At 70.1% G+C, this 22,227-nt stretch carries 22 protein-coding genes; 15 read left to right on the top strand and 7 right to left on the bottom strand.

Annotated features, from left to right (window positions below):
- Positions 1-9 precede the first annotated feature (9 nt).
- Positions 10-960, bottom strand: a complete 951-nt coding sequence (locus OG246_RS09360; RefSeq protein WP_266458633.1) for an intradiol ring-cleavage dioxygenase — start codon at positions 958-960, stop codon at positions 10-12.
- A 134-nt stretch (positions 961-1,094) separates the two neighbouring features.
- A complete protein-coding gene (locus OG246_RS09355; RefSeq protein WP_266458631.1) occupies positions 1,095-1,595 on the bottom strand; it encodes an ATP-binding protein in 501 nt (166 codons plus the stop codon).
- Between the two features lie 326 nt (positions 1,596-1,921).
- Between OG246_RS09355 and OG246_RS09350 the strand changes: the two genes are divergently transcribed.
- The 9 genes from OG246_RS09350 (at position 1,922) to OG246_RS09310 (ending at position 11,986) form a co-directional block, all read left to right on the top strand.
- Positions 1,922-2,752, top strand: a complete 831-nt coding sequence (locus OG246_RS09350; protein WP_266458629.1) for a hypothetical protein — start codon at positions 1,922-1,924, stop codon at positions 2,750-2,752.
- Between the two features lie 186 nt (positions 2,753-2,938).
- The gene (locus tag OG246_RS09345; protein ID WP_266458626.1) at positions 2,939-3,688 is read left to right on the top strand and encodes a YcnI family protein; all 750 of its coding nucleotides are present in this window, start codon (positions 2,939-2,941) and stop codon (positions 3,686-3,688) included.
- Between the two features lie 106 nt (positions 3,689-3,794).
- Positions 3,795-4,448: an SCO family protein gene (locus OG246_RS09340; protein ID WP_266458623.1), complete on the top strand. Its 654-nt coding sequence runs from the start codon at positions 3,795-3,797 to the stop codon at positions 4,446-4,448.
- Positions 4,445-4,909 (top strand): copper chaperone PCu(A)C, encoded by a 465-nt coding sequence (locus tag OG246_RS09335; protein WP_266458620.1) that lies wholly within the window; start codon positions 4,445-4,447, stop codon positions 4,907-4,909. The genes OG246_RS09340 and OG246_RS09335 overlap by 4 nt, the downstream gene beginning before the upstream one ends.
- Positions 4,910-4,923: 14 nt before the next feature.
- Entirely contained in the window at positions 4,924-6,891 is a 1,968-nt protein-coding gene (locus tag OG246_RS09330) for a copper resistance CopC/CopD family protein (protein WP_266458617.1), read from the top strand.
- A gap of 8 nt (positions 6,892-6,899) precedes the next feature.
- Positions 6,900-8,177: an iron uptake transporter deferrochelatase/peroxidase subunit gene (gene efeB, locus OG246_RS09325; RefSeq protein WP_266458614.1), complete on the top strand. Its 1,278-nt coding sequence runs from the start codon at positions 6,900-6,902 to the stop codon at positions 8,175-8,177.
- 107 nt (positions 8,178-8,284) lie between these two features.
- Complete coding sequence (pheA, locus tag OG246_RS09320; protein ID WP_266458611.1) at positions 8,285-9,217, top strand: prephenate dehydratase; 933 nt, start codon at positions 8,285-8,287, stop codon at positions 9,215-9,217.
- 634 nt (positions 9,218-9,851) lie between these two features.
- Positions 9,852-11,129 carry a serine--tRNA ligase gene (gene serS, locus OG246_RS09315; RefSeq protein WP_266458608.1) on the top strand — a complete coding sequence of 426 codons (1,278 nt, stop codon included), beginning with the start codon at positions 9,852-9,854 and terminating at the stop codon, positions 11,127-11,129.
- Entirely contained in the window at positions 11,126-11,986 is an 861-nt protein-coding gene (locus tag OG246_RS09310; protein ID WP_266458605.1) for an HAD family hydrolase, read from the top strand. The genes serS and OG246_RS09310 overlap by 4 nt, the downstream gene beginning before the upstream one ends.
- A gap of 363 nt (positions 11,987-12,349) precedes the next feature.
- Here the strand turns inward: OG246_RS09310 and OG246_RS09305 are convergent, their stop codons facing one another.
- From OG246_RS09305 to OG246_RS09285, 5 genes are all read right to left on the bottom strand, one after another.
- Positions 12,350-12,607, bottom strand: a complete 258-nt coding sequence (locus OG246_RS09305; protein WP_266458603.1) for a hypothetical protein — start codon at positions 12,605-12,607, stop codon at positions 12,350-12,352.
- Positions 12,608-12,710: 103 nt separating this feature from the next.
- The gene (locus OG246_RS09300; RefSeq protein WP_266458601.1) at positions 12,711-13,430 is read right to left on the bottom strand and encodes an ABC transporter permease; all 720 of its coding nucleotides are present in this window, start codon (positions 13,428-13,430) and stop codon (positions 12,711-12,713) included.
- 10 nt (positions 13,431-13,440) lie between these two features.
- Positions 13,441-14,352, bottom strand: a complete 912-nt coding sequence (locus tag OG246_RS09295; RefSeq protein ID WP_266458594.1) for an ABC transporter ATP-binding protein — start codon at positions 14,350-14,352, stop codon at positions 13,441-13,443.
- Positions 14,349-15,266, bottom strand: a complete 918-nt coding sequence (locus OG246_RS09290; protein ID WP_266458591.1) for an ABC transporter permease — start codon at positions 15,264-15,266, stop codon at positions 14,349-14,351. The genes OG246_RS09295 and OG246_RS09290 overlap by 4 nt, the downstream gene beginning before the upstream one ends.
- Positions 15,256-16,236, bottom strand: a complete 981-nt coding sequence (locus tag OG246_RS09285) for an ABC transporter ATP-binding protein (protein ID WP_266464008.1) — start codon at positions 16,234-16,236, stop codon at positions 15,256-15,258. Before OG246_RS09285 ends, OG246_RS09290 begins: the two co-directional genes overlap by 11 nt.
- A 253-nt stretch (positions 16,237-16,489) precedes the next feature.
- On the opposite strand from OG246_RS09285, the gene OG246_RS09280 reads away from it, so the two are divergent.
- The 6 genes from OG246_RS09280 to OG246_RS09255 all read left to right on the top strand — a co-directional run bounded on the left by OG246_RS09280 (position 16,490) and on the right by OG246_RS09255 (position 22,214).
- Entirely contained in the window at positions 16,490-17,332 is an 843-nt protein-coding gene (locus tag OG246_RS09280) for a M24 family metallopeptidase (RefSeq protein ID WP_266458588.1), read from the top strand.
- Complete coding sequence (locus OG246_RS09275; RefSeq protein ID WP_266458585.1) at positions 17,329-19,089, top strand: SDR family oxidoreductase; 1,761 nt, start codon at positions 17,329-17,331, stop codon at positions 19,087-19,089. Before OG246_RS09280 ends, OG246_RS09275 begins: the two co-directional genes overlap by 4 nt.
- Before the next feature lie 22 nt (positions 19,090-19,111).
- Positions 19,112-20,014: a metal-dependent hydrolase gene (locus tag OG246_RS09270; RefSeq protein ID WP_266458582.1), complete on the top strand. Its 903-nt coding sequence runs from the start codon at positions 19,112-19,114 to the stop codon at positions 20,012-20,014.
- A 123-nt stretch (positions 20,015-20,137) separates the two neighbouring features.
- Complete coding sequence (locus tag OG246_RS09265) at positions 20,138-21,070, top strand: MerR family transcriptional regulator (RefSeq protein ID WP_266464003.1); 933 nt, start codon at positions 20,138-20,140, stop codon at positions 21,068-21,070.
- A 122-nt stretch (positions 21,071-21,192) separates the two neighbouring features.
- Positions 21,193-21,741: an RNA 2'-phosphotransferase gene (locus tag OG246_RS09260; RefSeq protein WP_266458580.1), complete on the top strand. Its 549-nt coding sequence runs from the start codon at positions 21,193-21,195 to the stop codon at positions 21,739-21,741.
- Between the two features lie 14 nt (positions 21,742-21,755).
- Positions 21,756-22,214: a hypothetical protein gene (locus OG246_RS09255; protein WP_266458578.1), complete on the top strand. Its 459-nt coding sequence runs from the start codon at positions 21,756-21,758 to the stop codon at positions 22,212-22,214.
- Positions 22,215-22,227: the final 13 nt, after the last annotated feature.

Genomic DNA, 22,227 nt, shown 5'->3' with positions numbered 1-22,227 from the left:
GCGCGCACCCTACGAGGAAGCCGAGGCGGACGGGGAGGCACTGTCACTCGGGGCGTCGCTCGGCGGCGTACCGGTCGGCGCGTCGCCCGGCGCACCGCTGGGGGGTGTACCACCGCCGCCGCTGCCCGCGCCGGTGCTCTCGGCGTCGGGGTCGATGCCCAGGACGATGGACCCCTTGTAGCCCTTGGACGGGTCCTTCTTGTGCACCGCCTTCAGGGTCAGCAGACCGCCAGCGGCGCCGTTGTCCTCGTAGACCATGTCGTCGGCGAGCTTGGTGTAGCTGCCGCTGTGCTGGGAGTACGGCTCCAGGGCGAAGATCTCCGCGGCGACGTCGTCGTCGAAGAACAGCTGGCCGGTGAAGTTCACCGTGCCGCCCTCATAGGTGCCGTCCTCCTTCTCCCCGCCGGTGTGCACTTTGACGTGGATGTGGCAGGTGCGCGGCGTGTACCAGCCGGGGAAGATCGTCTCGAACTTGACGACCCCGTTGGCGTTGGCGACCTGGTAACCGCGCAGATACGTCTTGTCATTGGCGGTGGAGCCGTCCTCGCTCTCGGCGGGGGCCGAGCCGCCGGGGTTGGCGGTGGTGTAGCCGGAGTAGTAGCCCCAGGCGTCGCAGTGCCAGATCTCCACCGCGGCGCCGGCGACCGGGGCGCAGGAGTCGGTGGTGTCCTGAACGGTGATGCGCAGGGTCAGCGGGACGCCGCTCTTGCCCTCGGTGATGTCCTTCCGCACCAGGGCGCCGTCCAGGTAGTACGGCCCTTCCGTGACGCTGGACATCAGCACGCACTGGCCGCTGGTGGAGCTCGCCGAGGCGGACGCGCCGGCCTCGGTGGTGGTCGTTTCGTCGGCGAACGCCGCCTGGTATCCGGCGAAGGCGATTCCGCCTGCCGCGACCGTGCCTCCGGTCACCGCGATCGCGCGGCGCCGGGTGATCGACTTCTCTTTGTGGCTTCCCGTCATGCTGGGAAAATTAGGGGCGCCACCCGTCAAGCACATGGGGCGGGGCTGTCAGTTGGCTATGTGCTCTGAGAAAGCTGAAGCCGACCGCCGAGGCCGAACTGTCACCAGGGCGGGCGTTCACCGAGGTCACCGGGCTACACCGCGATCAGCGGCGCGTCCTTCTTCCACTTCAGGATCTTGTCGAAGCTGACCACCGCGCCGCCCCGTCCCGGCTTGTTGCCGATCTGGACGTGGTCCGCGAGTTCCTGGATCAGACACAGACCCCGGCCGTGCTCGGCGTCGCTGTGGGCCGGGACCGGGCGGAGCAGGGTGCGGGTGACGCGCCCCGGCCCGAGGTCGGGGGCGGGCGGGAGGCCGGGGTCCGGCGGGAAGCCCGGGCCGGAATCGGCGACTTCGATGCGGCATTTCTCGCCGTCGAGATAGGCGGTCACGCGGTAGGCCTCCGAAGAGCCGCCGTGCGCGGTGCCCCCGCCGTGCTCGACTGCGTTGGCGCAGGCCTCGCTGAGGGCGACGGAGAGGTCGAAGGAGACGTCGGGGTCGACACCCGCTGTCTCCATGGTGCCGAGCAGCAGGCGTCTGGCGAGCGGAACGCTCGCAGCTTCACGCCGCAAATGGAGTGACCACCAGATGCTCATGCTCCAGCCTCCCGGCCGCGGCTCGACATACCGTTACGTATTGCCGCAACCACGCGTGCGCAATCGCCCACTTGACGTGATGCCGCCCATACGGCGGATGCGCGGGTGACAGGAATCGGTGTATGTGCGGGGCGATGACCGACGTCCGCGCAGGCGGCAGGGTCTGCGCCAGGTGCGTACCGCCGCCTTCCGGGCCGTACACAATCGTGCGAACCTCCGCCTTCCGGGGCCGTACACAATCGTGCGGATCTGCCGTAGGGAACGGGTGAGGGTCTCGCGGACCTGCCGTAGGGGGCGGTTGAGGCCAGTGCGATGATGAGCCCGCCATGACTGCCCCCCACAAGCGCACGGCGCGCTCCGGATGCGATCTCCGGATGCTCCGGGCCGCGGTGTTCGCCGCGGTCTGCGTCGTGCTGGCCGCGGCCGGTCATGTGCTCGCCTCCTCCGTCACGGTCCCCCTGTGGACGCTCGGAGCGGGGTTCCTCACGGTCTTCGCGGTCGCCGCGCCGCTGGCGGGACGTGAGCGTTCGCTGCCGGGCATCGCGGCGGTCCTGGCGACCGGCCAGACCGTCCTGCACACGCTGTTCGGACTCGGCCAGCACGGCGGTACGACGATGGGGGCGACCACCGCGTCGGCCACCGGGTCGGGCATGGCCGACGCCTCGCTCGTCGAGCGCGCCGCGCGCCTGGTGTGTGGCGCGACCGCGGCGGCGATCAGCCCCGCGCAGGCCCAGAAGATCCTCGCCGAGGCGCGGATCGACACGAGCATGGCGCAGTCCATGCACCACCCCGCGGACTCCATGTCGGCCACCGCGGGCTCCTCGATGTCGGTGCTGCCGTCCGTGCCGATGCTGGTCTGCCACCTGCTCGCGGCCGTCGCCGCCGGATGGGTGCTGCGCCGCGGTGACATGGCGCTGCTGCGTCTCATCCGGCTGTCCGCGCACGGGGTCGCCGAGGGGGCGCTCGTACGCTCCCTGCGCGCCGCGCTCGCACTCGTGCGCGCCCTGCGTGCGGGACTTCCGGGTACGCCCGGCGCTGCGCCGCGCACCCCGCGCCCCGTGCTGCTCGCGCCACCGAAGCCCCGTACCACCGCGCTTCAGCACACCGTCATCCGGCGCGGACCGCCGTACTCCACCTCGCTCGTCCTCGCTGCCTGACGCGACGCACCACTCCACCGAGGGGCTGCCGTCGTGCGGCACGCGCGCGTGCCCGCGTTTTGGATCGGTGCCCCCAAGGGGCGCCCCATGGGCGGTTTTCCGCACGCGCATCGCGCATCACGCGCGCCCCTACTCACCGGATTCCATCCGATGTCATCGGACTCGAAGTGTGGAGTGCTCCCTGTCATGAAGATTTCCCGTATCGCCGCCACCGGTGCCGTGGCCGCCTCGGCCGTCCTCGTCCTGTCGGGCCCCGCGTTCGCGCACGTCAGCGTGCAGCCGGAGGGCGAGGCCGCCAAGGGCGGTTACGCCACGGTCGACTTCAAGGTCCCGAACGAACGCGACGACGCCTCGACCACCAAGCTCGAGGTCAACTTCCCGACCGACCACCCGCTCGCCTCCGTCATGCCGGAGCCGGTCGCCGGCTGGACCGCCAAGGTCACCAAGTCCACGCTGGACAAGCCGCTCGAACTGCACGGCGAGACGATCTCCGAGGCCGTCACCAAGGTCACCTGGACCGCGACCGGCAAGGGCATCCAGCCGGGCTTCTTCCAGAAGTTCCCGCTCTCCATCGGCGCGCTCCCCGAGGACGCCGACGAACTCGTCTTCAAGGCGATCCAGACGTACTCCAACAAGGAAGTCGTCCGCTGGATCGAGGAGCAGAAGGAGGGCGAGGAGGAGCCCGAGAACCCGGCTCCGGTGCTCGCGCTCAGCGCGGCGACCGAGGAGGGCCACCACGGAGCCACCGGCACCGCCACCCCCTCGGACGACGCCTCAAACGCGTCCGCGGAGCAGGCGGCGGCCACCGAGGTCACCTCCGCGTCCACCGACAGCAGTGACACCACCGCCCGCGTGCTCGGCGTCGTCGGCATCGTCGTCGGCGTGGCGGGCGTGGCGTACGGCGTGCTCGCCGGCCGCCGGCGCACCAACGCCTGAGGTCCATCGCACTCTCGGTGCACACCGGAGGTCGTGCGGCATCGCCGTACTGGCCGTCGTACGACCCCGGTGCGCACCGGAGCACTCACATCTGGGACATTTTTGTATGCGCAAGAAGACGTATGCCGTGGCCGCCCTGTTCGCCGCCGCCGCTCTGACCCTCTCCGCCTGCGGCAGCGGCGAGGACAGCAACAAGCCGGTCGCCGATGTGTCGGCCGAGGCCGGCTCCGACAAGGCCGCGACGGTTCTCGACCAGCCGTTCGAGAAGCCGGACCTCGTACTCACCGACGCGAAGGGCAAGAAGTACGACCTCCGCGCGGAGACCAAGGGCGTCCCGACGCTGATCTACTTCGGCTACACCCACTGCCCCGACGTCTGCCCGCTGACGATGAACAACCTCGCCGTCGCCAAGAAGGCGCTGCCCAAGGCCGAGCAGGACAAGCTCCGCGTCGTGTTCGTCACCACCGACCCCGACCGCGACACCCCTGCCGCGCTCGGCAAGTGGCTCAAGGGCATCGACTCCGACTTCGTCGGTCTGACCGGCGACTTCGCCACGATCCAGGCCGGCGCCCGCACCCTGGGCATCTCCATCGAGCCGACGTCGAAGGACAAGAACGGCAAGCTCGTCTCCGTGCACGGCACCCAGGTCATCGCGTTCTCGCCGAAGACCGACGGGGGCTATGTGCTCTACGGCGAGGACGCCACCGTCGACGACTACATCAAGGACCTCCCCAAGCTCATCAAGGGGCAGAACCCGTGAGGCGTCGTCGGACGGGAGCCGCCGTACTGGCCGTCGCGGCCCTGGCGCTCGCGGGGTGCGGCGCGGACAGTTCCGCCAGCACCTCGGCAGAGCCCGACCTGAAGGTCACCGGTGCCTACATGCCCGCCCCGAGCATGGACACCATGGCGGCCGGCTTCTTCACCGTCACCAACTCCGGCGGCGCCGACACCCTGACCTCCGTCACCAGCGACCTCTCGGACGACGTCACCCTGCACGCCACCAAGGGCGGCACGATGGAGGAGAAGACGTCCTTCGCCGTGCCCGCCGACGGCACACTCGACTTCGCCAGCGGCGGCAACCACCTCATGTTCGAAAACCTCACCCACCAGCCGAAGCAGGGCGAGAAGGTGGCAGTGGAACTGCACTTCGCCAAGTCCGGCACGGTGAAGGTCTCCATGCCGGTGAAGTCCGCGACGTACAACCCGAAGACCGGGCACTGAGGGAGGGATCACCTGTGACGCGGACCATCGCTCCCCGTGGCGCCACACATGGCGTCGCGCGTGTACGGACGCTGCTGTTGCTGTTCCTCGCCGTCGCCGGCGCGCTGCTGGCCGGCGCCGCGCCCGCCTCCGCGCACGCCGCGCTGACCGGGAGCGACCCGATGCAGGGGACGGTGGTCGACAAGGCACCCACTCAGGTCTCGCTGACGTTCTCCGAGCAGGTCGCGCTCTCCGACAACGCCCTCCAGGTCCTCGACCCCAAGGGCGAGCGCGTCGACACCGGCAAGGCGACCAGCACGAGCGGCACCACGTACGCCGTGCAGCTGCACTCGGGGCTGCCCGACGGCACGTTCACGGTCACCTACCAGGTGGTGTCGGCGGACAGCCACCCCGTCTCGGGCGCCTTCACGTTCTCCATCGGCGCGCCCTCGCAGACCTCCGTGGCGGTCTCCGGCCAGGCGGCGGGCGGCGGATTCGTCGGTGTGCTCTACGACGCCGGGCGCTACATCTCGTACGCCGGGTTCATCCTCCTCGTCGGCGGCGCGGCCTTCGTGCTCGCCTGCTGGCAGCGGGGCGCCGGGGTCCGCCCGGTGCAGCGCCTGGTGGTCTCCGGGTGGCTCGCGCTGACCGGCGCCACCCTCGCGCTGCTCCTCCTGCGCGGTTCGTACGTCGGCTCCGGCAAGGTCGGTGACATCTTCGACCTGTCGCTGCTCGGGCAGGTGCTGCAGACCAAGGCGGGCGCGGCGCTGGTGTCGCGGCTGCTGCTGCTCGCCGCGGGCGCGCTGTTCATCGCGGTGCTCTTCGGGGCGTACGTGAAGCGGGACGAGGCGGCTGCCTCCGAGGCGGAGGCCGCCGATTCAGAAGCAGATGCCGCCGAGGACGCCGCTACCGAGAAGAAGGACCTCACCTTCGGGCTCGCGATCGGCGGAGCCGTCGTCGCGGCGGGCCTGGCCGCGACCTGGGCGATGGCCGAGCACGCCTCGACCGGCATCCAGACGGGCCTGGCGATGCCCGTCGACGTCCTGCACCTGCTGGCGGTCGCCCTCTGGCTCGGCGGGCTCTCGACGCTGCTGGTGGCCCTGTTCCGGGCGCCCGCCGACGCGCAGATCGATGCGTCGGCCGTCCGCCGTTTCTCGCGCGTCGCGTTCAGCAGCGTGATCGCGCTGGTCGCGACCGGAAGCTACCAGGCGTGGCGCCAGGTCGGTTCCTGGTCGGCGCTCACCGACACGGCGTACGGGCAGCTCCTGCTCGTCAAGATCGGCCTGGTGACGGTCCTCGTCGGCATCGCGTGGATCTCGCGACGCTGGACGGGGCAGCTGTCGGAGGTGCCGGCTCCGGAGGCCGTCGCGGCGGCCGTGGTCGAGCAGCGCGCCAAGACGCGGACGAAGGTTGCCGCGGGCTCAGGTGACTCACGGCGGGCGGCCCAGCTCGCCCGGCAGCGGGCCGCCGTGGCCACCGCGCGCGACAAGCGCCTCCGCGACTCCGACCCGCTCCGCTCGGGCCTGCGCCGCTCGGTGCTCGCCGAGGCGGGCGTCGCCGTCGTCCTGCTCGCGATCACGACGGTGCTGACCTCCACCGAGCCGGGGCGCACGGAGGAGGACGCCAAGGCGGCCACCTCGTCGTCCTCCTCCCAGCAGTCCGGACCGCTGTCGCTGAAGATCCCGTTCGACACGGGCGCCGAGGACGGCAAGGGCACCGTGGAGGTCACCCTCGACCCGGCCCGCGTCGGCGGCAACGAAATGCATGTCTTCGTAGTGCGGCCCAACGGCAAGGCCTTCGACGTCCCCGAGGTGAAGGTCGCCTTCACCCTGGAGGCGAAGGACATCGGCCCGCTGCCCGTGACCCCCGACCGCATCGCCACCGGCCACTGGACGGCGAGCGGGGTGCAGATCCCCCTGGCGGGCGACTGGAAGGTCGAGGTGACCGTGCGGACCTCCGACATCGACCAAGTGACCGTAGACAAGAACGCGAAGATCGGCTGAACCTCACCATGGCTGACCAGTCCACGTCGGAGGCCTCCAGGGAGACCGTTTCCGAAAACGCCTCCCCCGGGGAGGGCATTTCGCGGCGGCGGCTGCTGGGCACCGCCGGTGCCACCGGGCTCGTGCTCGGTGCGGCCGGCGGGGCCGCGGGTTACGCCGCCGCCCCCTCCGACAAGACCGTGCCGCTCACCTCAGTTGGCGCGGACACGGCGATGTTTCACGGGAAACATCAGGCCGGCATCACCGACGCCCTCCACGCCCGCGGCCATCTCGTCGCCTTCGACCTGACGGCGGGCGCGGGCCGCAAGGAGGCGGCCGCGCTGCTGCGCCGCTGGTCGACGACGGCCCAGCGGCTGATGGCGGGCGAGGCCGCCGCTCAGGACGACACGGATGTCGCCCGCGACGCCGGACCCTCGTCCCTGACGGTCACCTTCGGCTTCGGCCACAGCTTCTTCTCCCGTACGGGCCTGGAGAAGCAGCGCCCGGTCGCCCTGGACCCGCTGCCCGACTTCTCCTCCGACCACCTCGACAAGGCCCGCAGCAACGGCGACCTGTGGGTGCAGATCGGCGCGAACGACGCCCTGGTCGCCTTCCACGCCCTGCGCGCGATCCAGAAGGATGCGGGCAGCGCGGCCCGCGTGCGCTGGCAGATGAACGGCTTCAACCGCTCGCCCGGCGCCACCGCCCAGCCCATGACGGCCCGCAACCTGATGGGCCAGCTCGACGGCACCCGCAATCCGAAGCCGGCCGAGTCCGACTTCGACGAGCGCATCTTCGTGCCTGCCTCCGGCGACCCGGCGTGGATGGCTAACGGCTCGTACGCCGTCGTACGCCGGATCCGCATGCTCCTCGACGACTGGGAGCAGCTCTCGGTGAAGGCCCAGGAGGATGTCATCGGGCGGAGGAAGTCCACCGGGGCGGCGCTCAGCGGCGGCGACGAGACCACCGGGATGAACCTCGACAAGACCGACGCCGACGGCAACCTGGTCGTCCCCATCAACGCGCACGCCCGCATCACCAGGCCCGACCAGAACGGCGGCGCCGCGATGCTGCGCCGGCCGTTCTCCTTCCACGACGGCTTCGACACGGACGGGGTGCCCGACGCGGGCCTGCTCTTCGTCTGCTGGCAGGCCGACCCGGTCCGCGGCTTCGTCCCCGTCCAGCGCAAGCTCGACCGCGGCGACGCACTCTCCGAGTTCATCCGCCACGAGTCGAGCGGACTGTTCGCGGTGCCGGGCGGGGCGGCGGAGGGGGAGTACGTGGGGCAGCGGTTGCTGGAGGGGTGAGCGGCCCTCTCCGGGGCGGCGGCTTCCACAGGGGTGGACGTCGCTCTCCGGGATGGTTGTTTCCACAGGCGTGAGCCGGGTCCCGCAAGGCCCATTAGGGTGAGGTCATGCCAGCCAGCTACGCGTATCTCGGTCCTCAGGGCACGTTCACCGAAGTCGCCCTGCGGACGCTTCCGGAGGCTGCCACCCGGGAGCTCGTCCCGATGGTGTCGGTTCCCGCCGCGCTCGACGCCGTCCGCAACGGCGAGGCCGAGGCCGCGTTCGTGCCGATCGAGAACTCCGTGGAGGGCGGCATCACCACGACCCTCGACGAGCTGGTCGCTGGCACGCCGCTGATGATCTACCGCGAGGTGCTGCTGTCGATCACCTTCGCGCTGCTGGTCAGGCCCGGCACGAAGCTGTCCGAGATCAAGACCGTGACCGCGCACCCGGCCGCGCAGCCGCAGGTGCGCAACTGGATGAAGGCGAACCTCCCGGACGTGCTGTGGGAGTCCGCGGCGTCGAACGCGGACGGTGCGCGCCTCGTACAGGAGGGCCGCTACGACGCCGCCTTCGCGGGCGAGTTCGCGGCGGGCCCCTACGGCCTGGAGCCGCTGGAGACCGGTATCCACGACGCGGAGAACGCGCAGACCCGGTTCGTGCTGGTGGGACGGCCCGCCCGGCCCGCGGCGCCGACCGGCGCGGACAAGACCTCCGTGGTCCTGTGGCAGCGTGACGACCACCCCGGTGGGCTGCGCGACCTCCTTGGCGAGTTCGCCACGCGCGGCATCAACCTGATGCTGCTGCAGTCCCGGCCGACCGGCGAGGGCATCGGCAACTACTGCTTCTGCATCGACGCCGAGGGCCACATCTCCGACCGTCGGGTGGCCGAGGCGCTGATGGGTCTCAAGCGGATCTGCCTCCAGGTGCGGTTCCTCGGGTCGTACCCGCGCGCGGACGTGAGTGTGGAGGCCGTACGCGCTCCGCTGCGGGGGACGTCGGACGAGGAGTTCGTGGCGGCGGCCGACTGGGTCGCGCGGTGCCACGACGGCCGGTTCTAGCCCGTCGTCGGTCGTCACCAGCCGTCGCGCCGGTCCCACCAGCCCCACCAGTGCCCGCCGCGCCGGTCCTACCTGCTGATTTTCGTCATCCACAAGAGTTATCCACAGGCGCGCTTCTCGACCTGGGGACAAGTCGACAACGAAGTGCTACATCGTCGACAAATCGGCCTGCGGGCCCCTGATTCGTCCACAGGCCCGCACGTCACCCCTCGTCCACTCTTTTCCTTTGGTCAATCCTATGGAGCGAAGCATTTCCGCTCGAATCCACTCGAACGTGGGTGTAGGGATGGTTTGACCCGGGAATTCCTCACCCCGGCCGCGATTTTCGGAATGATCACTTCCGTAGTCCACAGATCATCCACACAGCCTGTGGATAACTTCACGGAGGCATAGGACCCTGTGGACAACGCCCCCCTCAAATCCCGTGCCCCCCAAGGGAATCCAGTCAACCGGCCAACCGTCACATGCCCCGATTCGGGGAGCATCGCCCTTTTTATTGACACGCATTACTGATCAAGACCCGACCAAGACCCGATCAAGAGATTCAGTCCGGCATTTCGGTCATAACGTGACAGAAGTAACGCCACGGAATATCGAGTCGTTGGCCGGAAGCACGCACCGGTAACCTTGAGGGGTGATTGACCTTCGCCTGCTCCGTGAGGACCCCGACCGTGTTCGCGCCTCCCAGCGCGCCCGTGGAGAGGACGTCGCGCTCGTCGACGCCCTCCTCTCCGCCGACGAGCGGCGCAGGTCGTCCGGCCTCCGCTTCGACGAGCTGCGCTCCGAGCAGAAGGCGCTCGGCAAGCTGATCCCCAGGGCCTCGGGTGACGAGAAGGCCGAGCTGCTGAAGAAGGCCGGTCAGCTGGCCGCCGACGTCAAGACGGCCGACGCCGAGCAGCACGAGGCGGACGAGGAGACCAAGCGGCTCCTGCTCCAGCTCGACAACCTCGTGCACCCCGACGTCCCGGTCGGCGGCGAGGAGGACTTCGTCGTCCTGGAGACGCACGGCACGATCCGTGACTTCGGCGCCGAGGGCTTCGAGCCCAAGGACCACCTGGAGCTCGGCGAGGCGCTGGGCGCGATCGACGTCGAGCGCGGCGCCAAGGTGTCGGGCTCGCGCTTCTACTACCTCACCGGTGTCGGCGCGCTCCTGGAGCTCGCCCTCGTCAACGCGGCGATCGCGCAGGCCACCGAGGCCGGCTTCATCCCGATGCTGACCCCGGCCCTTGTCCGCCCGCGCGCCATGGAGGGCACCGGCTTCCTCGGCCAGGCCGCGGAGAACGTGTACCACCTGGAGAAGGACGACCTCTACCTGGTCGGCACCTCCGAGGTCCCCCTCGCGGCGTACCACATGGACGAGATCATCGACGCCGACAAGCTGCCGCTGCGGTACGCCGGCTTCTCGCCGTGCTTCCGCCGCGAGGCCGGCACGTACGGCAAGGACACGCGTGGCATCTTCCGCGTGCACCAGTTCGACAAGGTCGAGATGTTCTCGTACGTCGCTCCCGAGGACGCCGAGAACGAGCACAAGCGGCTCCTGGACTGGGAGAAGCAGTGGCTGACCGGCCTCGAGCTGCCCTTCCAGGTGATCGACGTAGCCTCGGGCGACCTCGGCGCCTCCGCGACCCGCAAGTTCGACTGCGAGGCGTGGATCCCGACCCAGGGCAAGTACCGCGAGCTGACCTCGGCCTCGAACTGCGACGGCTTCCAGGCGCGCCGCCTGTCCGTGCGGATGCGCGACGGCAAGAAGGTGCAGCCGCTCTCGACGCTGAACGGCACGCTGTGCGCCGTACCGCGCACGATCGTGGCGATCCTGGAGAACCACCAGCTGGCCGACGGATCCGTGCGGGTGCCGGAGGTACTGCGTCCGTACCTGGGCGGCCGTGAGGTCCTGGAGCCGATCTCCAAGTGACTGGCAGCACCACTGGGGCGACGGGGTCGGCCGAGTCGATCGCGTCGACCCGGCCGTTCCCCTACAAGCTCGTCGCGACCGACCTCGACGGAACGCTGCTGCGCTCCGACGAGTCGGTCTCGGAACGTACGCGTGAGGCACTCGCCGCGGTCACCGCGGCGGGCGCCGCGCACATCGTCGTCACCGGGCGCGCGGTGCCCTGGACCCGGCACATCCTCGACGACCTCGGCTACGAGGGCCTCGCGGTGTGCGGTCAGGGCGCGCAGGTGTACGACGCGGGGGAGCACCGGCTGCTCACCTCGGTGACCCTGGACCGGCAGCTGGCCGGTCTGGCGCTCGCCAAGATCGAGGCGGAGGTCGGCCCGCTGCTGCTGGCCGCCAGCCGCGACGGCCTCGACGGCGAGGTGCTGGTCGGGCCCGGTTACCGGAGGCACGACGGCCCGCTCCCGGTCGTGCCGATCAAGGACGCGGCGGACCTCTGGTCGGCGCCCCTGAACAAGGTGTACGTGCAGCACGCGACGCTCTCCGACGACGAGCTCGCCGCGGTGGCCCTGGAGGTCGCGGGCGGTCTGGTCGGGGTGACCATGGCGGGCGCCGGGATAGTGGAGCTCCTCCCCCTCGGTCTCTCCAAGGCGACGGGGCTGTCCCTGGCGGCCCGTCGCCTCGGCGTAAAGGCCGCGGACACGATCGCCTTCGGCGACATGCCCAACGACATCCCGATGTTCGCCTGGGCGGCGCACGGCGTGGCGATGGCCAACGCCCATGAGGAACTCAAGGCGGTGGCGGACGAGGTGACGACCTCGAACGAGGAGGACGGCATCGCGGTGGTGCTGGAGAGGTTGCTGGCGCAGCCGTAGCCACCGCGCCGTCCCGCCCGCCCCTTTGCAGGGCGGACGGGAGCGGAAATCCCGCCGCGGAGCGGCGGATCGGAATGCCGCCAGATCACAGCGGCAGCGAATGGGTGGGCGGCCCGCGCGAGTGCGCGCTCGAAGCGGCCGCCCCGGGCAGCCCCCCGTGCGGAGCGGGTTCTACGGAGAGGTGGCTACTCCGGAACCCGCCGCGGGCTGCCCTGTCGGGAACTCGACGTCATGCTCCTGATGAACATCGTCGCGCTCCACTCCCAGAACATGGCGCCGACTCGAACCGGCGGCGTTGACATAACTACTGTGCCCGTACGCCGAGTTGGACGCCAACGAATAAAACCGGGCGGAACTCCCTGGCTAGCGGCGGCGCCACCTGCGCCGGCGGCCCTTGCTGAAGAACCAGCCCGCGGGCGGCTCGTCGGAGCGCCAGGGCTGCGGATCGGGTCCCCCGTCGCGCCAGCGGGCGGCGAGCATACGCGCGCGGGCCGACGGCTCGGCCGTCTCGGCGGACCGTATGAAGGCCTCGTCCAGGACGAGGTCGTCCCAGGCGTCGTCGGCCCCGGCTCCGTCCCCGGACTGCTCGCGACCGTCACCCCGTGGTTCCTCGGCTGCCATCCCCGTTCCTCCTGGCCGTGCGTCCCCGTCCGCCCAGTGTGCACAGACAGACGTGAAGCCTCTGTCAAGAAAAGAGGGCTCCACGCGTGCGTGGAGCCCCTTCTCACTCCTCGCCGGCCAGCGTCAGCGACCGCAGCCGCTGCCCGGCGTACCAGGTGGCGAGCACCGTGACCGCGACCAGCAGCACCGTTGCGGTCGTGAGTCCGACCTCCGAGGTGATGAGGTCGCCGCCGGTGACCTTGTGGCCCACGGCGAGCGCCCACTGCTGGACGCTGAGCGTGCGCGCGCCGGACACCAGGGACCCGAAGAGGGCCTCCCAGACGAGCGCGTAGACGAGGCCGAAGACGACCGCGTGCCGGGTGATCGTCCCCAGGAGCAGGAACATCGCGGCGTATGCGATCGAGGCGACGAGGGCGGCCACGGTGTAGGCAACGGCGACCTGCTGGCCATTGCCGTTGAGGATCATGCCCGCGATGAAGGTCGGCACCGCCGAGAACGCCATGGTGACGGCGATCGCGACGATCAGCTTGGTGAAGATGATCGTCGGCCGCTTCAGCGGCTTGGCGAGCAGATACACCACCGAGCCGTCGTCGATCTCGGGCCCGATGGCGCCCGTACCGGCGATGACACCGATGATCGGCACCATCGTGGCGAGCGCGAACCCGCCGAGGACGTCCGCGGCCGTCTGGTCGTCGGCCCCGGCGAGGCCGCGCACCGCGACGGCGATCACGATCAGCAGGACGGGCAGCGCGCCGAGGATGAGGGCCCGGCGACGGCCGAGCAGGGCCCGGTAGGTGAGCCGGGCGACTGTGGGGTCGTACATCTGTGGCCTCCTACGCCGCGACGAGATACGAGAAGACGGATTCGAGGGACTCGTCGGACGGCGAGACCGTGAGCAGCCGGATCCCGTGGTCCTTCGCGACCCGGGGCAGCAGGGCGGTGAACCGGCCGAAGTCGACGGCCTGGATGCGCAACGCACCCTCGGCGAGGTCGACTTCGATGCCCGCGGTCGACGGGTCGGCGATCAGGGCGGCCGCGAGGGCGCGGTCGTCGCTAGAGCGGACGAGGTAGCGGTGCGGGCGGTCGGTCATCAGCCGGCGGATGCGCCGGAAGTCGCCGCTCGCGGCGTGCCGCCCTGCGACCACCACCTCGATGTGCGCGGCGAGTTGTTCGACCTCTTCGAGGATGTGGGACGAGAACAGCACCGTGCGGCCCTCGTCGCCCATGCGCCGCAGCAGGTCCATGAGCTGCATGCGCTGGCGTGGGTCCATGCCGTTGAACGGCTCGTCGAGCAGCAGCAGCGACGGGTCGTGGACGAGGGCGCTCGCCATCTTCACGCGCTGCCGCATGCCCTTGGAGTACGTCGAGATCTTGCGGTCCTGCGCGTACTCCATCTCGACCGTGGCGAGTGCCCGCTGTGCGGCCTTCGCGCCGAGTCCGTGCAACTCGGCGTTGGCGACGACGAATTCGCGGCCGGTGAGGAAGTCGTACATCCCCTCGCGCTCGGGGACGATGCCGATCTTCTTGTAGATCTGTTCGTTGCGCCAGGTCGGCTGACCGTCGAGGGTGACGGTGCCCGTGGAGGGGGCCAGGAAGCCGCCCATCATGTTGATGAGGGTGGATTTCCCGGCGCCGTTCGGGCCGAGCAGGCCGGTGACTCCGGGGCCGACCGTCATCGTGATGTCGTTGACGGCGACCACGTTGCCGAACCAGCGCGAGACGTGGTCGATGGTGAGCGTGGTCACAGTCCGACCTTTCGGTAGCGGCGCATCAGGAGGCCGTAGCAGCCGGCGATGAGGCCCAGGACGACGAGGACGTACACGACGCCCTCTCCGTTGCTCGGGCCGGCCGCGCCGGGGAAGGAGGAGGTCGCGCCGAGGAAGGCGGTCTGTACGCCGTCGATGAGCGTGATGGGTGAGAAGAGGCCGAGCCAGGGGATGCTGCTGGAGCTGGACTGCGCGTCGGCGATGGCCTGGAGCGTGGACACCGCCCCGTAGGAGATGGTCAGCGCGGCGATGACGGCCGCGATACCGAAGCCGCGGCGCGGGGTGACCGCCGAGATGACCAGGCCGATGCCGGCGAAGAGGAGCGACAGCAGTGCCACGGAGACCAGTCCCTGTGCGAGTCCCTTCGTCTGGTCGGCGAAGTCGAGTTTGGCGAGCAGCGCCCCTACGTAGAGCACGATCAGCGGTGCGGCGGTGAGCGCGAACAGCGCGGAAGCCAGCGCCGCGTACTTGGCGCGTACGTAGTCGGCGGTCTCGATGGGACGCGAGAAGTACAGCGGTACGGTCTTGAAGCGCAGGTCGCGGGAGACCGACTGGGGTCCCTGGGAGGCCACGTAGAGGCCGATGACGGCCTGCATGATGATCGCGTAGCGCGTGTAGTCGACGGGCAGGTCCTTCGCCTTGGTGGCGACCGCGACCGCCACCATGATCAGCGCGGGAACGCACATCACCACGAAGAGCAGCATGGGCAGAACCTTGGACTTGACCGAGCGGCCGAATCCGTAGCTGCCGCGCAGGGACTGCGAGTACAGCGACCGGCGGGCGTACGCGCGGCCCAGGCGCGGGCCGTCGTAGTTGCGGTAGCCAATGTTGTGGATCCGGGTCTGCTCGCCCGGTCGGGCCGTGGGCTGGACCTGGGGCTGCTCAACCGCCATGGCCGACCGCCTCCTTCCGCTGCTCGCGCTCGCCGTTCTGGTCGCTCTCGGTGTGGAACACCTCGGCGATGTGGTGCCTGCGCTGCTCCATGCGGACCAGGCCGAGGCCTAGGTCGGCGACGACGTCGCGGACGAGGTCGTAGGTCTCCTCGCCCTCGGCGGTGAGCAGCAGGATGTGCCCGGCGCCCGGCAGGCCGCTGCCGTCGTGGGTCTCCACCCCGCGCGCGTGGAGCACGTCGCGCACCGCGCGGGTGCCGTCCGGGTGCTCGTCGGTGTCGGTGACCTCGATGGCGATGGTCGTCGTGTTCTGGGTGAAGTCCGTGGTGGAGCTGGACCGCAGCAGCTTGCCGCCGTCCACGACGACGACGTGGTCGCAGGTGCGCTCCAGCTCGCCCAGGAGGTGCGAGGTGACAAGCACCGAGATACCGAAGTCGGTGTGGATACGGCGGATGAGGCCGAGCATGTCGTCGCGGCCGACCGGGTCGAGGCCGTTGGTCGGCTCGTCGAGGAAGACCAGCTGCGGGTCGTGGACGAGGGCCTGCGCGAGCTTGACGCGCTGCTTCATGCCCGTGGAGTAGCCGCCGATGGGGCGGTACCGCTCCTCGTACAGGCCGACGTGGCGCAGCGTGTCCGCGGTGCGTTCGCGGGCCGCGGCCGGCGGGAGCCCGGACATGCGCGCCATGTGGACGACGAACTCGGTGGCCGAGACGTCGGGCGGCAGGCAGTCGTGCTCGGGCATGTACCCGACCCGCTCGCGGATGGCGGCACCTTCGGTGGCCACGTCGAGGCCCAGCACTTGCGCGCGGCCCTCGGTGGCGGGGGACAGACCCAGCAGGATCTTGATCAATGTGGACTTGCCGGCTCCGTTGGCTCCGACGAGTCCGGTCACACCGGGTCCGACGTCCACGGAGAGCCGGTCAAGAGCGGTCACCCTGGGGAACCGCTTGCTCAGGCTTTCGGTCGCGATCACAGTCACGTTTCGAAGGTAGTGGCGCACGCCACAGTGGGTCGTCAGACCTGGGAGCTGTATCGGCGTCCCTCTTCAGGTGTAGGGGCTCCGTAAGGGTCCCCCCTTAGGTCGAACAACCGGCGATGGGTTATGCACATCAGCCCGGCTGTCCACAGGGGTCGCGCAGGCCTATTGACGCAGCCTCCAACCATTGTCACATTCATCAGTGTCAAGTTACGGGCACGTACCGCGATCGTGGTGGACGGACGGTGGCATGAGCAGTGCAGCGACAAGTGAACTCTCCGCGGAGCTGCGGGGATTCCGGGAAGTGCAGCGTCTCGCCTACGAGTGCGCGGAGGCGGTCGCGGCGCAGCTGAAGCCGGGTGTGACCGAGCGCGAGGCGGCGGGAATGCAGCGTGCGTGGCTGCGCGAGCGCGGGGTGCGGGACTGGTTCCATCTGCCCTTCGCCTGGTTCGGGGACCGCACGGCGTTCGTCAACTTCCGTATCCCGCTGCAGTTCTTCCCCACCAACCGCCGTCTGAAGGCGGGGATGCCGTTCATCCTCGACATGGCCCCGGTCTACAAGGGCTTTACGGCGGACATCGGTTACTCGGGCTCCCTGGGGCTGAACCCCGTGCAGGACAAGCTGATGGCCGACCTGGAGGCGCACCGCGAGCTGATCCTGCGCGAGGTGCGCGAGCGCCGCCCGCTGCGCGAGATCTACGAGGACGTGGACCGGCTGATGGTCCGCCAGGGTTATGCGAACCGGCACCGCGCGTATCCGTTCGGAGTGATCGCCCACAAGGTCGACCGGGTGAAGGAACGCCCCTGGTCACCCCACCTGTTCGGGTTCGGCACCCAGTCCCTGAAGGGGCTGGCGGGCGACGCGCTGCGCGGGCACCGCGAGGGCTGGTCGCCGCTGTGGTCGCCGTACAGGTTCTCCGACCATCCGCCCCGGCCGGGGCTGTGGGCGGTCGAACCGCACCTCGGATTCCGGGGTACGGGCGCGAAGTTCGAGGAGATCCTCGTCGTCACCGACTCCAAGGACCCTGAGGCGAGCGCGTTCTGGCTGGACGACGATCTGCCGCACGTGCGGCGCTGGGCGGAGGACAAGTGAGTCTCACGGGGGCGCGCGAGCGCAGGGTGCGGACGGGCGGAGTCGAGCTGTGCGTCGCCGAGCTGGGCGATCCCGAGCGGCCCACGGTGGTGCTCGTGCACGGCTATCCGGACTCCAAGGAGGTGTGGGCCGAGGTCGCCGGGCGGCTCTCCGCGCGCTTTCACGTCGTGCTGTACGACGTCCGCGGGCACGGCAGGTCCTCGGCGCCGCGGCCGCTGCGGGGCGGGTTCACGCTGGAGAAGCTGACGGACGACTTCCTGGCCGTCGTGGACGCCGTCAGCCCCGGCAGGCCCGTACACCTGGTGGGGCACGACTGGGGTTCGGTGCAGTCGTGGGAGTTCGTCACGGTCGCGCGCACCGAGGGCCGCATCGCGTCCTTCACCTCGATGTCCGGGCCCTCACTCGACCACTTCGGGCACTGGATCAAGCAGCGCGTGAAGCGGCCCACTCCGCGCAGAGTCGGCCAGCTCCTCGGCCAGGGCGCCAAGTCCTGGTACGTGTACCTGCTGCACACGCCGGTGCTGCCCGAGCTGGCCTGGCGCGGCCCCCTCGGCAAGCTGTGGCCGAAGATCCTGCAGCGCATCGAGAAGGTCCCCTCGGACGGCTACCCGACCCCGTCGCTGCCCTCGGACGCGGCGCACGGAGCCTGGCTGTACCGGGACAACGTACGGGCGCGGCTGAGCAGGCCGCGCACTGACGCGTACGCACACGCGCCCGTGCAGCTCGTCACGCCCCTGGGGGACGCGTTCCTCTCCGAGCACCTGTACGACGAGCTGGAGCAATGGGCCCCGGGGCTGGTACGCCGTACGCTCCCGGCCAAGCACTGGGTTCCGCGCACCCGGCCCGATCAACTGGCGGCCTGGATCACCGAGTTCGTGCACGCCAACGAGGACGGTGTGCCCGTGGGCGACATCGCGGCCACCGGCAAGTACGCGGACCGGTTCGGCGGGCAGCTCGTGCTGGTCACCGGCGCGGGCAGTGGCATCGGGCGGGCCACCGCCTTCGCGTTCGCGGAGGCCGGCGCGCGCGTGGTGGCCGTCGACCGTGACGCGGAGGGCGCGGCCCGCACCGCGGAGATGTCCCGGCTGATCGGCTCCCCCGAAGCCTGGGCCGAGACCGTCGACGTCTCCGACGAGCAGGCCATGGAGAAACTCGCCGAGAAGGTCGCCACCGAGTACGGCGTCGTGGACGTGCTGGTGAACAACGCCGGGATCGGGCTCTCGGGGTCCTTCTTCGACACGACCCCGGAGGACTGGAAGAAGGTCCTCGACGTCAATCTGTGGGGCGTGATCCACGGCTGCCGGCTCTTCGGGAAGCAGATGGCCGAGCGCGGGCAGGGCGGCCACATCGTCAACACCGCCTCGGCGGCGGCGTACCAGCCCTCGAAGGCGCTGCCCGCCTACAGCACGTCCAAGGCGGCCGTGCTGATGCTCAGCGAGTGCCTGCGCGCGGAACTCGCGGGGCAGGGCATCGGTGTCTCGGCGATCTGTCCCGGCTTCGTCAACACCAACATCACCTCGACCGCGCACTTCGCCGGCGTGGACGCGGGCGAGGAGAAGCGGCGCCAGAAGAAGTCGGCGCGGCTGTACGGGCTGCGCAACTACCCGCCGGAGAAGGTGGCCGACGCGATCCTGCGCGCCGTCGTCCGCAACCAGGCGGTCGTGCCCGTCACCCCGGAGGCTCGCGGCGCCCACCTCATGTCCCGCTTCACACCGAGGGCGTTGCGCGCGATCGCACGAGTGGAGCCACCGCTGTGAGCGCACGATTGGAGCCACCGCTGTGAGCGAGCAGCACGCCATCACCCCGAGGCGGGTCTCCTTCGACTGGGAGAGAACCCCGCTCCACTGGATCCCGGAGGAGCCGACCGCCACCCACGTCATCAACGTGCTGCATCTGCTGCTGCCCGCGGGGGAGCGGTGGTTCGTGAAGGTCTTCAAGGAGGCACTCGCGCTCGTCGGCGACCCCGAACTCCTCAAGGACGTCAAGGGGTTCATGGGCCAGGAGGCGACGCACAGCGTGCAGCACGCGTACGTCCTCGATCATCTGGCGGCGCAGCGGCTCGACACCGCGGACTTCACGAAGTACGTCGACTTCCTCTTCGAGAAGCTGCTGGGCGAGCAACCGCCCCTGGGCGCACCGGTACCGCCCCCGGAGTGGCTGCGCTTCCGGCTGTCGGTGATCGCGGCGATCGAGCAGTTCACTGCGGTCCTTGGCGACTGGATCCTGTCGGCCGAGGGCCTGGATCTCGCCGACGCCGACGAGGTCATGCTCGACCTGCTGCGCTGGCACGGCGCGGAGGAGGTCGAACACCGCGCGGTCGCCTTCGACATGTACCAGCACTGCGGCGGCGAGGGCCTGCCCCGTTACGCGCGCCGGGTCGCCGGCATGGCGGTCACCGCGCCCGTGCTGCTCTACCTGTGGGCATGGGGCGCCGCCTATCTCATACGCCACGACCCCCAGCTCGCCGGGCGCCTGCGTTATTCGCTCGCCGCCCACAACAGGGCCGTAGGCAAGGGGCTGTTGCCCTCCTGGAAGGCGCTCGGCGCGGCGGTACCCCGCTATCTGCGGCGGTCCTACCATCCGTCGCAGGAGGGCTCGCTGCGCAGAGCGGTGGAGTATCTGGCGCAGTCTCCGGCGGCGCGTTCGGCGGCGGGGGCGATCGGGCGGGCGGCCATCGCTTAGCGAGGCGGGGAGGGCGGGATCGTGAACGAGGAGTCGGTGGACGGGGCGGGAGGGGCGGTGGGTGTCGGTCCGGCGGGTGTTGGTCCGGCGGGCCCTCTCCGTGCGGAGGCCCGTGTCGGTCCGGTGGCCGGTCCCGCGTACCGGATAGAGGACCTGGCGCACCACAGCGGTGCCACGGTCCGGACCATCCGCGCCTATCAGGACCGCGGTCTGCTCCCCCGCCCCGAGCGGCGCGGCCGCGCCAACGTGTACGCGGACGCCCATCTGGCCCGGCTGCGCCAGATAGCCGACCTCCTGGACCGGGGCTACACGCTGGCCTCCATAAAGGAACTCCTGGAGGCCTGGGACGCGGGCCGGGGCCTGGGCGGGGTCCTCGGTCTGGTCGCGGAGGTCGACGGGCCGTGGACCGACGAGGAGGCCGTACGGATCACACGGGCCGAGCTGGACGAGAGGTTCGGCGGCCGCCCTGACGACGCGGCGGTCGCCGACGCGATCGAACTGGGCGTGCTGGAGCCCGTACCGGGGGACGCGAATCTCTTCCTGGTTCCGAGCCCTCAAGAGCTCGCTGTGGCAGTCGAGTTGTACGCGGCGGGGGTTCCGCTGTCCGCAATCTCAGGCCATCTGCGGGAGTTGAGGGGTCAGGTCGAGCACATCGCCTCCCGTTTCCTGGAGTTCACGACCGAGCACGTGTTCGCCCGTTATCTGGGGGAGCACCCTCCGACGGACGCGGAAGCGACCGAGGCGGCCTCACTCGTACGACGCCTGCGGCCGCTCGCGCAGCAGACGGTGGACGCTGAACTGGCCCGCGCCATGCGGCTGTTCGCCAACCGGCACCTGCGTCAGCACCTTGGCGCGGACAAGGTGCCGCAGCCCATGCCCGAGACACATCTCGTGGCACTCCCGGCCGCTACAACAGGGGCCGTGGAGAAGCTGGTTGGTGCCGGACAGGTCGCCGCCTTCATCGCCGCGGCGGCCGAACGGGAGGTGCAGGCCCGCACCTTGGACCAGCTCGCGACAAACCATAACAAAGAACGCATAGTTGACGAACTACCCTAAATGACTTGTGTGTTGTCCACAGAATCGCCAATTCCCCTGTGGATAACCGTACTTGGCTGTGGATCAAACCTCAGGACCAAAATCAAATGCGTGATCTCCATCCCGCCAGGCACCCTTGCGGGATGGACGAAAGACGCACCGTGAAGGTGTCGAAGTACCTCTCGAAGCACCTGCGGCACCAGCCCGAACGGATCGGACTGACCCTCGGCGAGGGCGGCTGGGTCGAGATCGGGACGCTGATCGAAGCGGCGGCGACGCACGGTTTCCGGTTCACGCGCGAGGAGCTCGATCACGTGGTGGCCACGAACGACAAGCGGCGCTTCGCGGTCGAGGGCACCCGGATCCGCGCCAGCCAGGGCCACTCCGTCGAGGTCGACCTCGCACTGCCCGTGGCGACACCGCCCGCGTACCTCTTCCACGGGACGGTGGCCCGCAACCTGGACGCGATCCGCGCCGAGGGCCTCAAACCCATGAACCGGCACGACGTGCACCTCTCGCCCGACCGCGAGACCGCCACCCGCGTCGGCGCCCGCCGCGGCCGGCCCGTCGTGCTCTCCGTGGACGCCGCCGCCATGGACCGCGACGGCCATGTCTTCCACGTCAGCGCGAACGGGGTGTGGCTCACCGGGGCCGTACCGCCGCAGTACATCCGGTTCCCCGCCCCGCACTGACATCGCCTTGATGGATGATCGGGACCATGGAGCAGCTCCCCAGCACCGAGGCCGCCGTCACCGCACTCCGGGCGATCGCCGCCGAATACGCGCGTGAGATCGAGGTCACCCACGACATAGGCGCCGACCAGACGTCCCGCCGAAGCGCCGCGGGCGTCGGCGTGACCGCCGATCCGGACGGATCACTGCCGCACGAGGCCTTCGCGGAGTTCGGCGGACTGCCCCGGGTGAGCGTGCGGCTCTATCCGGAGGACGACGCGCTGATCACGGTCGAGGGCGTCGAATTCGCCGACGTCCCGCGCGACGACGTACCCGCCTTCCTGCGCTCCCTCTTCGGCGGCCTCGCATACGTCAAAGCGCGCCGGTTCCCGCCCGGCTACCGGCTCATCGTGCCGCTGCCCGGCGACCGGACGTACAAGGAACACCTGCTGATGATCCACCTCAGCCCCTGGCTGAGCGGCCGGGTGCGCTGACCGCCCGCTCCTG

The sequence above is a fragment of the Streptomyces sp. NBC_00620 genome (assembly GCF_026341825.1).
Classification (GTDB): domain Bacteria; phylum Actinomycetota; class Actinomycetes; order Streptomycetales; family Streptomycetaceae; genus Streptomyces.
This window is presented reverse-complemented; position numbering and strand designations above follow the sequence as displayed.

Bases quoted from the DNA above. Each gene is read 5' to 3' on its own strand.
- OG246_RS09290 (WP_266458591.1), bottom strand. From the start codon at position 15,266: ATGGCGGTTGAGCAGCCCCAGGTCCAGCCCACGGCCCGACCGGGCGAG.
- OG246_RS09360 (WP_266458633.1), bottom strand. From the start codon at position 960: ATGACGGGAAGCCACAAAGAGAAGTCGATCACCCGGCGCCGCGCGATC.
- pheA (WP_266458611.1), top strand. From the start codon at position 8,285: ATGCCAGCCAGCTACGCGTATCTCGGTCCTCAGGGCACGTTCACCGAA.
- OG246_RS09350 (WP_266458629.1), top strand. From the start codon at position 1,922: ATGACTGCCCCCCACAAGCGCACGGCGCGCTCCGGATGCGATCTCCGG.
- OG246_RS09340 (WP_266458623.1), top strand. From the start codon at position 3,795: ATGCGCAAGAAGACGTATGCCGTGGCCGCCCTGTTCGCCGCCGCCGCT.
- OG246_RS09345 (WP_266458626.1), top strand. From the start codon at position 2,939: ATGAAGATTTCCCGTATCGCCGCCACCGGTGCCGTGGCCGCCTCGGCC.
- OG246_RS09260 (WP_266458580.1), top strand. From the start codon at position 21,193: ATGGACGAAAGACGCACCGTGAAGGTGTCGAAGTACCTCTCGAAGCAC.
- OG246_RS09305 (WP_266458603.1), bottom strand. From the start codon at position 12,607: ATGGCAGCCGAGGAACCACGGGGTGACGGTCGCGAGCAGTCCGGGGAC.
- efeB (WP_266458614.1), top strand. From the start codon at position 6,900: ATGGCTGACCAGTCCACGTCGGAGGCCTCCAGGGAGACCGTTTCCGAA.
- OG246_RS09300 (WP_266458601.1), bottom strand. From the start codon at position 13,430: ATGTACGACCCCACAGTCGCCCGGCTCACCTACCGGGCCCTGCTCGGC.
- OG246_RS09280 (WP_266458588.1), top strand. From the start codon at position 16,490: ATGAGCAGTGCAGCGACAAGTGAACTCTCCGCGGAGCTGCGGGGATTC.
- OG246_RS09355 (WP_266458631.1), bottom strand. From the start codon at position 1,595: ATGAGCATCTGGTGGTCACTCCATTTGCGGCGTGAAGCTGCGAGCGTT.
- OG246_RS09255 (WP_266458578.1), top strand. From the start codon at position 21,756: ATGATCGGGACCATGGAGCAGCTCCCCAGCACCGAGGCCGCCGTCACC.